This window comes from Endozoicomonas sp. 8E (assembly GCF_032883915.1).
Classification (GTDB): Bacteria; Pseudomonadota; Gammaproteobacteria; order Pseudomonadales; family Endozoicomonadaceae; genus Endozoicomonas_A.
This window is the reverse complement of the sequence record NZ_CP120717.1, coordinates 5,734,516-5,747,066: the sequence shown is the minus strand read 5'-3', so window position 1 is coordinate 5,747,066 and position 12,551 is coordinate 5,734,516. Positions and strand designations below refer to the sequence as shown.

Below are 12,551 nucleotides of genomic sequence, written 5' to 3'. Positions count from 1 at the left end.
GCATTTTTTAGTCATTTTTGCCTTGAGATAAAAAAAGCTTTCTTAATGGCTCTTAGCCTTTTTAAGGCTATAGGCCCGAGTCTTTGATGGGTTCTTTTGTGGGTCATCAGATCTTGGGCGCTTCTAAAGCCACGCCCGCATGGCCTCTGTTGATTATCCGGCCAGACCACTATTACGTCGCAGCAATGTCGGTGGTATCTGCTTTTGTGAATCGACAGGCTCTGGCCATTGGGGAAGGCCTTTGCGCATGGTCTCTGCTGACCATCCTGCCTGACCACTGTTACGTCACAGAATCTTTGCCCGGGGTGGCATCTTCTTTTGTGATCCGTCATGGTTTTAGCATTTTGGAAGACCATCCCGCATCGCCGCAGCTGACCGTTCGGCCCGATCATTGTTTCGTAACAGGTTTTTTGGTGAAATCTTCTTTTGTGATCCGTCAGAATTTGAGTATTTTGGCAGATTGTCCCGCACAGCATCAGACGGCCATTGGGCCCGACCACTATTCTGTGACAGGTTTGTTGCCCGGTGTTGTCTCTGTTTTGGTAAACCGGCATTGCCTGTGCTGTCGCTGCCGGGAGGGAGTTGGGTGGTAACCGGGTAAGCGAAAAGGAGAACCTGACTTTTCTGGAAGCGGCGCTCTGTCCATCGGAACCTTCATTGAGCCTTGACCATTGTTTCGGTCTTGCTCCTGATTGTCGGAATTTACAAACGCCATTACAGTTATCTGCCAAACAATGTAAACCGAAAGTGTGCTGCTGGTGTTCAGGGTCTCCATTACCGTCGCCAGAGTCAGAATGCAGGTGACTGGTGATAGTGCCTCCAAGCCGGGTGGTTGTCACTGAGACTGTCCCTGAGGCTTGTTGGTCGGATGATGCTGGCGGCTGGCCTTGTTGTTGGTCATATTGTTGGTCAGCTCCGGAGCCAGAGGCCATAGTGTTGATCACAAACGGATACTCCCCCTGTGTCAACATCGATGCAGCCTCTTGTTGTCCCATCGGGTTAAACAGGGGGGAATCGGGGTTCCAATAGCTTTTCAGAAGCAGGCCGACAGTGATAAACGCTTCGACAGGTGGCCATGAATAAAGGTTGGAGTTTAGAGGGGTGTCCTGGGTGCGCAGGATCATTTCATAAGCAATCAGCAGCTTCGTGGCGTAAAGCCATTGCCACGAAATTGACTCAATGATGGTTGTTTTTATCCCGTAATCATAAGGGTAGTGTCGTTTGTCATCAGGGGGCAAGTCTGATCCTGCAAAGCGGCTTGCGTCAGCGATATCGGATGGGTTGCCTGACGACGTATGGTGGCGGCCTGGCTTTAAAGAAAAGCTCAGGTATGGAGAATCCGAATCAGATTGAAGCTCAACAACAAAACGTCTTGTCAAAGCCTCGGCCCGGCCGATGACAGACAGCGAAAGCAACAGCAGTGTTATAAAGCATGAATGTTTAATCATCCTATCCTTGCATTCTGATTTACAGAGAGGAAGGATAGACCAGGAAAGCCACCAGAAATGGCGATTTTTGGTTCAAAGGCCTAAGGCATTGTTCCGGTTCACATCAATAAGCTTGCCCTGCCTCCCACTTAAGCCGACTTTTGATATCGTGCCCAACGCCAATCAGACAGGGAATGATGGCCAGGGTGATAAATGTGGCAAAGAGAATACCAAAGCCCAGGGAGATCGCCATGGGGATGAGCATTTGAGCTTCGCGGGACGTTTCGAAAATCATCGGAGCTAGTCCACCAAAAGTGGTCAGTGTCGTCAGGATAATGGGGCGGAATCGTCGGGTTGCAGCCTGATTAATCGCTTCTCTCCAATCTTTTCCATCTTTTCTGTGCTTGTTGTAGGTAGTGAGTAGAATTAGGCTGTCGTTCACAACAACACCACAGAGTGCTATGACGCCCATAAAACTGATCATACTCAGGGTGTAACCCAGTATCATATGACCCAGGAAAGCGCCTACCAGTCCAAAGGGAATAGCTGCCATAACCAGCAGCGGCTGGGTAAAGCTCTGGAAAGGTATAGCCAGTAGAGCGTAGATCAGAAGCATGGCCAGCAGGCTCGACTTCAACAGTGCACTCATGCTTTTTGCCGCACGTTTCTGGTCTCCTCCCAGGTCGATTTGCAGTCCCGGATACTTTGCCAAAAGCTCCTCAAACACATCTTTTTGCAAAGAGCTGATGATCTGAGGTGTAGAGCCTCTGGGGTTCACTTCTGCGGTAATATCAACGGTTCTGTTACCATCCCTGCGGATTACAGTTGATGGTGCAATACTATGGCCAATGGATGCGACACGCGTCAGAGGCATGTAGCTGCCGTCGTCAGTACGAATCATCATATTGAGAAGATCGGCTTCACTCTGCCTCAGTGCTTCGTTCAACATGACTTTTACCGAAACTTCGTTTCTTCCTTCCTGTTGTTTTATAGCAGTGACTCCAAAGAGAGCATTGCGCAATTGCTTTGAAATATCATCAGCAGTGAGTCCCAGTGCCATGCCTTCCTGACTGATACGGATATCCAGCTGAGGATTACCACTGGCAAAACTGCTGGAGATATCCGTGACTCCGCTAAACTGTCGCAGTTGCCGTGAGAGGAATTCACTGGCCTGACGAAGGACCTCGGTGTCGCTGTGGCTCAGTTCAACGGTCAGGGCAGGATCACCTCCCGGTCCATGACCCGTCGTTGTGTAAGTGATACTCAGCAGGTCGGTCATCTCACCATTGGCTTCCCGCCACAGTTTGGCAACTTCAGCCGTATTGATTGGACGTACATCAGGAGCCGTCAGGTTCAAAGAAACTCTAATCACCTCGTTCTCAATGATGGTTGTGAGGCCGCTAACCAGTTTATCGCCGCCATTTTCCAGGGCCAGCTTCTGAGCGCCAGCTTCAATGATTGCCAGAGTTTCCCTGATTTTACTTTCTGGACTACCGTATGGGAGGGTCGCGATGACCCTGACAAAGCTGGCATCGGTTCTGGGCATCAGATAAAAGCCCAGCCTGCCGCTGGCTTGCCATGCTCCAACCAGCACCACAATAGCCAGGGCAACGGAAAGTGACAGGTATTTATGATTAAGAACGCTGTTTAGTGCTGGCTTGTATCTTGTGTCTATAAACGACATTAGACGTTTGTCGGCACTTTGTTGAACGCTATCCAGCCATTGACCTGCTTTACCTTTTGGCCTGTCTTTCGTTTGTCCAAGATGGGCGGGGAGAATAAACAGGGCCTCGATCCATGAAATAGCGAATACGCTGATGACCACCAGCGGAGTGGCCTGCTGTAGCTTACCCAGCATACCGGGCAGGGTCAGAATCGGGAGAAAGGCTACCATATTGGTTAGGATACTGAACGTCAGTGGTACGGCAACGTCTCTGGCGCCAAGAATAGCTGCTCTGGAAAAGCTCATTCCTTCCTGACGACGATGGTAGATGTTTTCACCGGCAATAATGGCATCATCCACCACTATTCCAAGGGCGATGATAAAGGCAAACATGGAAATAATGTTGATGGAAACATCCATTCCGGGCAGTAATAGCATAGCTCCAAGGAAGGATGTCGGAATCCCCATAGTGACCCAGAAGGCCAGGCGGTACTCCAGAAACAGGCTTAGAAGAACCAGCACCAGCAGCAGCCCCAGGAATGCATTTTTCAACAGCAGGTTCATCTGGTTTTTGAAGTTTACCGAGTCATCATCGGTGATATCGATGCTCACTCCGGGAGGTAGTTCCGCCCTTATATCAGGAAGAATATGCCTTACGGTATCCGATACACCGATGGGCGTTTGTTCTCCTACACGGTAAACAGTCAGTCCGGCTGCCAGCTGACCGTTATAACGTGCTTCCATACCGTCATCGTCGAATTCATGGCTGAGTGTGGTAATGTCTCCCAGTTTCAGCGTGCTGCCACTGGTCATTGATTTGATCGGAACATCACGAAAAGTGTCAACCTGTTCACGACGTTCCTGAACCCTTACACTGATGTCGCCCCCGATAGCGTTAATTTCTCCGGAAGTTTGATCGAATGCCTGTTGACTGATAGCTTCGGAGACCTCCCCCAGAGTCAATCCATAACGTTGTAGCTGATCTTGATCGATGCTGATCTGAATCTCATGCCCTGGTTCCATATCCAGCTCAATCTGGGTGAGTCCGGGGTCTTGCAGTAAGCGGTCGCGAACGTTTTCTGTCAGAGTACGCAAAATCCGCTTGTCGACATCACCGTAGATCATGATTTCCATGACTTCTCTTTTACGACTCTTGACGGATATCCGGGGTTTTTCAGATTCTTCCGGTAGCGTGGTGAGCCGGTTTACTGCCTGATCAATTTCCTGAAGCATCTGGTTGGCATCGTACCCTTCCATCACTTTGACGGTGACTGAGGCTGAGCCTGAAACCGAAGTTGAGTTGATCTCATCAATGCCTTCAATGCCTCGGATGGCATTTTCAACAGGCAGCACAATACTCAGATCGATCTCTTCGGGTGTTGCGCCCGAATAACTGACAGCGACCTCGATCCGATCAACATTGAATTCCGGCATAATTTCTTTCTTGATGCCCCAGGTGACAAACAGGCCGCCAATAATCAGAAAGAGCATCAGGAGATTCGGAGTGATCTTGTCACGAGCCATCCACGCGATAGCGCCTTTATTTTCGTTCATGGCTGCTTACCTGCAACAAAAGGCTTTTCAGGTGTTCGCAAGGGCAGGCCATCGACAGGGGTAATCAGCGAGGAGCTGACCAGTTGGTCACCATCTTCAAGACCAGAAAGCAGGATCGCTTTTTCGGAATCACGGTATACAGGTGAGAGATTACGAATCTCAAGGCTGTTATCCCGGGTTAACAGCCAGACCTGATGGCTGTTTCTTATCAGTGCTTCAGGAACGACAAAGGCATTGTCCACTTTTTTGCCCAGGATCTCTGCTCGAAGCAGATCATTTATCATGACCGGAGGTTCACCGTTATTCTCTTCTCGTTGAGCCAGCGGGTCCTCAATTTCAATAATGACTTTTGCCATCAGAGAACCGTCGTTCAGCTCGGGAGATACGGAAATCAGTGTGCCCTGACGGGACTCTGAACCCCACTCCGGGCTGGTGATTTTCACAGCACTACCGGCAGGACTTTCGTTGGCAAAATTCAGCCATTTCAATTGCTCGGCAGGTACTTCCATTTCGATCCAGAAACGGTCAGTAGAGATCAGCGCCATCAAAGCGGTGCTGTTGCTGACCTGACTGCCAGGGTAAATAGTGTTGTTGATGATCTGGCTATCAAACGGAGCTGTTATGTGTGTTCTTTCAAGGTTCAGTTTTGCTTGATCCAGATTCGCCTGAGCCTGACTTAACGCTGCTTTGACGGCTTCCAGTTGAGGTTGCCGAAGGACCAGGGCTTCTTCTTCCGGAGAGAGCTTATTGCCTGTCAGTTCATACTCCTGCCGGGCGATATTCTGCTGTCCCTGCTCCAGCTTCAATTCTGACCATGCCTGAGCGACAACGGCTTCCTGTTCCCGAACAAGAATCTGATATTCATCCTGATCCAGAGCCACAAGCAGCTCACCTTTCCTGACACGGGAGCCGGGCACCAGACCATCAAGGATACTGTCTACCCTGCCACTGACCTCAGGATAAAGAGTGACCCGCTGACTGGGGATAACGGTACCCAGACCGCTGACAGGAATGTTGACGGTTTGCTGTTTAACGGTAACCGTTTCCACCATTTGGGCTTTTTTCCCGGGTTCGGCACGACCGGCTTTGGGGGAGGTTGTCATCAGCAACCATGCTGCTACACCCGAGATAACAAGGATCAATAGAGGAGCAGCAAGTTTTTTCAAGTGTTGGATGGGGGGATTCATTTTCATATCAGTGTGTGACCAGAGCCTTGTCTTGTTGAGTGCTAGCGATGCTTTCATGCCGAACGAGCTTTTCTGTATTCAGATCACCCGCCAGAGCCCTGTAAAGTTGAATTCGCTCGGCCAGAAGATTGCCCTTGCTGATCAATTTCTGTTGTTCCAGATCCAATCTGCTGCTTTGTGCGGTTAACACTTCAAGAAAAGTGCTGTCGCCATTCTGGTATCGGGTGAGTTTGAACTGCTCTGCCTTCAAAGCTAACGACAATTGTTTGTCGATACTCTTTAGTTGCTGTTGCCCGGACTGTTCGCGAGTCAGTGCGGTTTCAACTTCCGTATAGGCTTCGAGAACTGCTTGAGAGTAAGCGTTCAGAGATTCGCTTAAAGCAGCTTCCCGACGATCGACTTCAGCTTTACGCATCCCGCCATCAAAGAGTGGGCCTATGAGTCCGGCCGCCAGATTGGCTGCCCAATCATTCATCAGAGAAGAGAAGTTTGAGCTGGTGGATAACACCGAGGCCGTGAGATTGATCTGAGGTAGCCGGTCGGCTTCGGCCATTATTAATTGCTGGTTTTGACGCTCGACATTAAACCAGGCCTGTTTCAGGTCTGGGCGACGACTCAGTAGGTCAGCTGGCAAGCCGGTAGCAGGAAGGGGTTTCAGCTCTGGAGTTTCCGGAATATCGATTGAGGGCAGAGTGCTTGTCCCAATCAGAACAGCCAACTGTAGTGAGGTCAGCTGCTTCTGGTGCCCGGCGGTGAGTTTTTTGGCCTTGAGATTTTCCAGTAGCTGTTGCTGTTGCAGCAGGTCTTCTGCCTGTGTCTGACCGTATCGGAATCGCAGTTCAATCACTGACAGCTGACGGGTCAGATTTTCAATCTGCTTATGATAGAGTTTGATCAGAGTTTGCTGGGTGACCAGTTCGTACCAATGACGGGCTACTTCAGACGACAATGTTATTGTTGCAATGGCCAGTGCTTCCTGGCTAGCGAGAAGATCGAATTCTGCAGAGGCTTCACTGGCTGTCAGGCGTGACCAGAGATCAATTTCATAACTGGCCATCAATCCAATCTGAAATTGCTCCACATTATTGGAAGACTGACGGGTTTGGCTGCCTCCGAAGGTTGCATCAACATTGGGAAGCGATGCTGCTCCAGATTGTCTGGCAACGGCTTCAGCCTGACGAAGCCTGTCCGTTGCCGCTTTAAGACTGAAATTATCGGTCAATGCTTGTTCAATAAGAGTATTGAGCTGCGGGTCATTGAAGCTTTGCCACCAGAGACTGTTCCGAGCTTCATTGCCGGATTGAGAAAAGGCCGTTGGCAGAGAAACTTCTGGTGACGATAAGGTGTTCTGCGTGGCACAACCTGACATCAGGAGGAGCAAGGTTCCTATTGTCAGGCATCGTGGGTATTTCATGGCTGAAAAACGAGTCATTCTAAACAGCCATTATCCTGAAACCATGATTTTTGATCAAAGGGAATTACCAAACGCTTAGATAATCTATTGATTTATCCACAACCTTGCCAGCATTCCTGCCTTGCTGGTGTAGCCTGTTGTAATGGTTTTGATTTCACCGTTTCGGATGATAAAAATAGAGGGCGTCACACTGACATTCCAGGCTCTGCTGACAGAGCCCTGTGGATCGTTAATGACTGGAAAGTGCAAATCTTTAGCATTGATATATCGGGCTACTCTCTCATTGTTGCCCGAGGCCAGGGCCACGCTAACGACCTGATACTCTTCTGACAAATCACTCACCGCAGGGCTGACCCAATGACAGACCCGGCACCAGCTGGCCCAGAAATAAAGCAGGACGGGCTTTTCTTCAGACAGTGTGTAGAGGTCGACCGCTTCTCCGTTTATGGGTATTGCACGCAGCTCCGGAGCCCTGCCCGAAGGCATGTCTTTTTGCAGATAGACGTTGTACGCCGTCATGACTGCAACCCCGATTAGCAGCGTGAAGAAGGCTTCCCGAATAAACTTGCCAAGACGTATGCTCATTGAAATCCTTTCTAAGTCAGAGCTTTCTGGATCAGGCTCACTGCTTCAGCAGGCAGATCCAGTGCAAGTGCTTCCCGGTGAGCCTGTTCTGACATTTTGGCCCAGGTCTTCTGGACGATCCGAACAACTTTATCTTCCGGGTGTTTCTCGGCAAAGTTCAGAAAGTCGGTTTCAATAAACACCAGACAGGCGCAGTCTTCAAGGGTCTGTGCTTCGGCGTTCCGTTTGATGCCAAGTTTGCGAATGATACTTTCGGTCTGCTTGCAACTCTCTTCACTGTAACCATTCTCCTGCATGACTCCTACTGCTTTTCGGGCGTGCAGCTTGCCCAGTTCGGTCCGCCATTTGAGGTATCCCGGCCGATCCATCGGGAATTCTGAGCGCGGAATTTCCCAACGGCAGAGATGCTGGCTGCGAACGGCAATCTGCAATTCTTCAGAAGCATCCGGGCATAACTTATCGAGCCATGCAGACATATTCTCTGCATAGATCAGTTCTTTGGCTTTGCCTTCGAAGGTTTCAGGGTCTTGTTCATGCAGCTTGTCGATCGCTGCAAGAGTATGTTGAATACGGCTCATGGACTTTTATGTTTTTGTGGGTGGATTTCTATTATCAGGATAGATGGCGTTGCTATCGTAAGAATTCTCATATTCAGGCAGCTCTTTCTGCTCCAGACAGATCGGTGAGAGTGCCGTATTGTTGCCGGGCATAAACCAGTGGCGATGAGCCCCGGTTCAGGCGAACTTCGCGAACATGGCCAATACAAATATGATGGGTACCTGACTTATTGATTTCCTGCAGTTCACAGACGACGCTGGCCAAAGCTCCATCCAGCATAGGTGTTCCGTATTGAGAAGTTGTCCATTCTCCTGCTTCCAGGAATCGTTGCTCGCCTCTGGCACCTGAACTGCCGGCAAATACATCAGATACATTTTGCTGGTCTGCGCTCAGAATATTGATACAGAAATAACCACTGGCTCTGATTTCTGCCAGTGCCTCTACGTCTTCATGAATGCAAGCCAGCATGGAAGCCGGTTCCATGGATAAAGAGCATACGGCTGTGGCAGTAAGACCGTTTCTTGATCCGTCATGCTGTGAAGTAATGACGTTGACGGAGGCTGCCAGTTCCTGCATGGCCTGTTTAAAGTCCGAAACCAGAGACTGATCACTCATAAACTGCACTCACGATTTGAAAAGGATTGAAAATAGATACTTATGCCAGATTGGGTACTATGATACCAATCAAACAGAAGTGCCGATAGAGAGGGAGAGACCTGTTGATTTCCAACAGGTCGAGAGGCCATTAACTCCGGAGAAGGTCATTCGTTGCGAAAAAAGTCGTTGAGCCTGGTAGCCAGCATCATATTGCCTTCAGTTCGAACCCTGCCAGCCATGAAGGCCTGCATGCCGTCCAGTTTACCGGTCATGATACCGACAAAAGATTCAGTGTCTGTGATTAAGGTGACACTGGGGTCATCACTGGCGCCCTTAACCACGCGACAAGTGCCGTCATTAATGGCAATGTGATAGGTATCCCCGTCTGTAATATCAAACTGAAAAATCAGTTTTTGCCCTACTGACGCAATGGCATCAAAACGGTTGGGCATTTGATCAAAGATTTCTTGCACCGTGGCCATTGTTATAACTCCATGAGTATTTTTTCTGTTATATCCTGAGGCTCTTAAGTGGGTCAGGCTTTTATGTGCTGTGAGATATTCGCAGATCATATCTGATTTTTATGAAAAACTCTCCTGGATATTGCCTTGATTGACAGACTCCAACCCATGGCAAAGGTTTTTCATAACTTTTAGACAGGGCTATGCTTCAGTCAATCCGAAAGGCTTCTGGATCATGGTTTTTTTATGGATTACGTACTGGCGCTGCCTGGCTGTTGTGCGACAATTGTTCGCTAAAATCTTTTGTCGCTACGGCATGTGCGTCTCGGGAGGTCTTATGGTTTCTGAAATTTTTAATCCGGAACATTGGCAGGAAGTGGATGGCTTTGAATTTGATGACATTACCTATCACAGAGCCGGACATCAGGGAACCGTGAGAATTGCTTTTAACCGGCCCGAGTGTCGAAATGCTTTTCGACCCCAGACAGTGGATGAACTGTTTCGGGCGCTTGAACATGCCAGAATCTCCAGCGATATAGGTGTTGTGATTCTGACGGGCAACGGTCCATCACCGAAAGATGGAGGTTGGGCTTTCTGCTCCGGAGGCGACCAGCGTATTCGTGGCAAAGACGGCTACAAGTATGAGGGAATACCTCAGGATGCGCTGGATCATGCCCGTCTGGGGCGTTTGCACATTCTTGAAGTTCAGCGACTGATCCGGTTTATGCCCAAGGTGGTGATGGCGGTAGTGCCCGGATGGGCCGCAGGAGGTGGACACAGCCTGCATGTTGTGTGCGACCTGACACTGGCTTCGGCAGAACACGCCGTTTTCAAACAGACTGATCTGGATGTAGCCAGCTTTGATTCCGGCTATGGCTCAGCCTATCTGGCCAAGATGGTCGGACAAAAACGGGCCCGTGAAATCTTCTTCCTGGGGTTGGATTACTCCGCCCAGGAGGCCTTTGAAATGGGTATGGTCAATAAAGTGGTGCCTCACGCAAAGTTGGAAGAAGTGGCGCTGGAATGGGCAGGCATTATCGGCGAGAAATCACCAACAGCTGTTCGCATGATGAAATTTGGCTTAAACATGACTGATGATGGTATGGTTGGCCAGCAGCTGTTTGCCGGTGAAGCGACCCGGCTGGCCTATGGCACGGAAGAAGCCAAAGAAGGTCGTGATGCTTTCCTGGAAAAGCGACCCAAGGACTTTTCTCGTTTTCCCTATCATTATTAGGTTGGGTCGAGGCGTTAGTCTATAGTTTCTCTGGCTCCCATGCTTTTGAACTCTGTGGGCCCATGCATGGGAACCGATTCCTTACCACAGATTTTAGAGCCCGGATTTTCAGGGGGTATGCATTCCCGCACCCGGAGCTTGGGAAAGAATAATTGGGTCGAGATACTTGTCTCAATTTACAGAGACTGATTGCGGTTAATGTCCAGATTAGTGAACTCAGGAAAATAACAAAACAACTCTCAAAGGTGATGAATTTGTCTGAAAATAATGTAGTACTTGAGCAAAATGGTTCGGTCTTGATTGTGACCATGAACAGGCCGGAAAAAAAGAATGCCCTGACCAGTGCCATGTATGCCGATATGGCCAGAGCACTGGCCGACGCAGATAAGAATGATGCTGTTCGTGTTGTTCTGATTCAGGGATACACCGATGCCTTTACGGCAGGCAATGATCTGGGTGACTTTCTGAAACAGGGTCCGGGTCTCGATTCCCCTGTAATGACGTTCCTTCGTCAACTGGTTGCTTTGGAAAAGCCCCTGGTGGCAGCGGTCAGCGGTGTCGCTGTCGGTGTTGGTGTTACCATGCTGTTGCACAGCGACCTGGTTTATATTGCTAAAAACGCCAAGCTGAGATTACCGTTTGTGAACCTGGCCCTGGTCCCGGAGGCGGCTTCCAGCCTTCTGCTGCCCCAGGTGATGGGTCATCAGCGTGCTGCAGAACTGCTGATGCTGGGGGACTTCTTTGATGCAGAAACGGCCCGGGATTACGGTATAGCCAACGAAGCGGTGGATACCGATCATATCTTTGAACATGCCCTGGCCAGGGCTGAAGAGTTGGCCGCCAAGCCTAAAGAAGCACTGAAGTACACCAAGCAGCTCCTTAAGCAGTCCTACCGCAGTGATGTCGAAAAAAGACTGACCGATGAAGGCGCTCTTTTTGCTGAACGACTTCAGTCGGACGAGGCCCGGGAGATTATCGGGGCCTTCATGGGGAAAGCCTGATACTCAGCAGTTATCCGTTATCCCTTGCATATAATGTAATCAAACCAATCCGAAGGGTCTGGCACGTCCTCTTCGGATGAGACAGGTTTTCCTTTTACTGAAAAACCAGCCTTGTGTACTGAGTCCGGATCACCCGTAACCAAAGGGTGCCATTCAGGTAGATCATAGCCCTCATGCAATAACCGGTAGGCACAGCTGTCGGGCAACCATGGGAGATGTTCCTGCATGGTCCCGGGGGTGAGCATAATACAGTCAGGCACAAACTTGTGGCGATGCTTGTAGTGTTGACATCGACCCGTTGTCAGATCCAGTAATTTACAGGAAATTGCGACGCTATGAATCTCGCCGGTGTCGTTATCAATGAGTTTGTTCAGACAACAGCGCCCGCAGCCATCACAAAGAGACTCCCATTCATTTCGGGTCATGTCCTTCAGGCTTTTGGTGCGCCAGAAAGGTTCTTGAGCTCGGGAGGGCATAAGCTGGTAATCGGATGGTATTGAGAGTGCGAAACCTACCGCAAATCTTCGGCTAAAGAAATAGGTGACTTTACACTCTCCGCTGTTTTGCGACCCCGCTCTTTTGGGAGGGTGTCGCAAAACTCCAACAGCTCGTTCCCATGCTCTGAGGTCGTCATTCCCGCGAAGGCGGGAATCCGGCGCCAACGGTGGATCTCTGCCTTCTTGAGGATGACAAGGCCAGGGGGGCACCGGGCAGTATGGTTCTGGTGGTGAGTCAGTGTGGATTCCCGCCTTCGCGGGAATGACGAGAATGAGGAGAGAGTTCCCATGCTCTGAGGTCGTCATTACCGCGAAGGCGGGAATCCAGCGCCAACGGTGGATCTCTGCCTTCTCGGGGGTGACAAGGCCAGGG

11 protein-coding genes are annotated in these 12,551 nt (G+C 49.9%); 2 read left to right on the top strand and 9 right to left on the bottom strand.

Annotated features, from left to right (window positions below):
• Positions 1-11 precede the first annotated feature (11 nt).
• The 8 genes from P6910_RS20175 to P6910_RS20140 form a co-directional block, all read right to left on the bottom strand.
• Positions 12-1,448 (bottom strand): hypothetical protein, encoded by a 1,437-nt coding sequence (locus tag P6910_RS20175; RefSeq protein WP_317143046.1) that lies wholly within the window; start codon positions 1,446-1,448, stop codon positions 12-14.
• 103 nt (positions 1,449-1,551) lie between these two features.
• Positions 1,552-4,644 (bottom strand): efflux RND transporter permease subunit, encoded by a 3,093-nt coding sequence (locus P6910_RS20170; RefSeq protein WP_317143045.1) that lies wholly within the window; start codon positions 4,642-4,644, stop codon positions 1,552-1,554.
• Positions 4,641-5,747 carry an efflux RND transporter periplasmic adaptor subunit gene (locus tag P6910_RS20165; protein ID WP_317143044.1) on the bottom strand — a complete coding sequence of 369 codons (1,107 nt, stop codon included), beginning with the start codon at positions 5,745-5,747 and terminating at the stop codon, positions 4,641-4,643. Before P6910_RS20165 ends, P6910_RS20170 begins: the two co-directional genes overlap by 4 nt.
• Before the next feature lie 91 nt (positions 5,748-5,838).
• A complete protein-coding gene (locus P6910_RS20160) occupies positions 5,839-7,263 on the bottom strand; it encodes a TolC family protein (RefSeq protein WP_317143043.1) in 1,425 nt (474 codons plus the stop codon).
• Between the two features lie 66 nt (positions 7,264-7,329).
• Complete coding sequence (locus tag P6910_RS20155) at positions 7,330-7,830, bottom strand: protein disulfide oxidoreductase (RefSeq protein ID WP_317143042.1); 501 nt, start codon at positions 7,828-7,830, stop codon at positions 7,330-7,332.
• 11 nt (positions 7,831-7,841) lie between these two features.
• On the bottom strand, positions 7,842-8,408 hold the full coding sequence (locus tag P6910_RS20150) for a DUF4202 domain-containing protein (protein WP_317143041.1): 567 nt from the start codon (positions 8,406-8,408) through the stop codon (positions 7,842-7,844).
• A gap of 73 nt (positions 8,409-8,481) precedes the next feature.
• Positions 8,482-9,003, bottom strand: a complete 522-nt coding sequence (locus P6910_RS20145; RefSeq protein ID WP_317143040.1) for a flavin reductase family protein — start codon at positions 9,001-9,003, stop codon at positions 8,482-8,484.
• 146 nt (positions 9,004-9,149) lie between these two features.
• Complete coding sequence (locus tag P6910_RS20140; protein ID WP_317143039.1) at positions 9,150-9,557, bottom strand: SCP2 sterol-binding domain-containing protein; 408 nt, start codon at positions 9,555-9,557, stop codon at positions 9,150-9,152.
• A gap of 226 nt (positions 9,558-9,783) precedes the next feature.
• Here P6910_RS20140 and P6910_RS20135 point away from each other — a divergent pair, with 226 nt between their 5' ends.
• Together P6910_RS20135 and P6910_RS20130 are read left to right on the top strand one after the other, a co-directional pair.
• On the top strand, positions 9,784-10,680 hold the full coding sequence (locus P6910_RS20135) for a 1,4-dihydroxy-2-naphthoyl-CoA synthase (protein ID WP_317143038.1): 897 nt from the start codon (positions 9,784-9,786) through the stop codon (positions 10,678-10,680).
• Positions 10,681-10,934: 254 nt separating this feature from the next.
• Positions 10,935-11,681, top strand: coding sequence for an enoyl-CoA hydratase-related protein (locus P6910_RS20130; RefSeq protein ID WP_317143037.1), 747 nt, complete (start codon positions 10,935-10,937; stop codon positions 11,679-11,681).
• A 17-nt stretch (positions 11,682-11,698) separates the two neighbouring features.
• Here the strand turns inward: P6910_RS20130 and P6910_RS20125 are convergent, their stop codons facing one another.
• Positions 11,699-12,484: a YcgN family cysteine cluster protein gene (locus tag P6910_RS20125; RefSeq protein WP_317143036.1), complete on the bottom strand. Its 786-nt coding sequence runs from the start codon at positions 12,482-12,484 to the stop codon at positions 11,699-11,701.
• Positions 12,485-12,551: the final 67 nt, after the last annotated feature.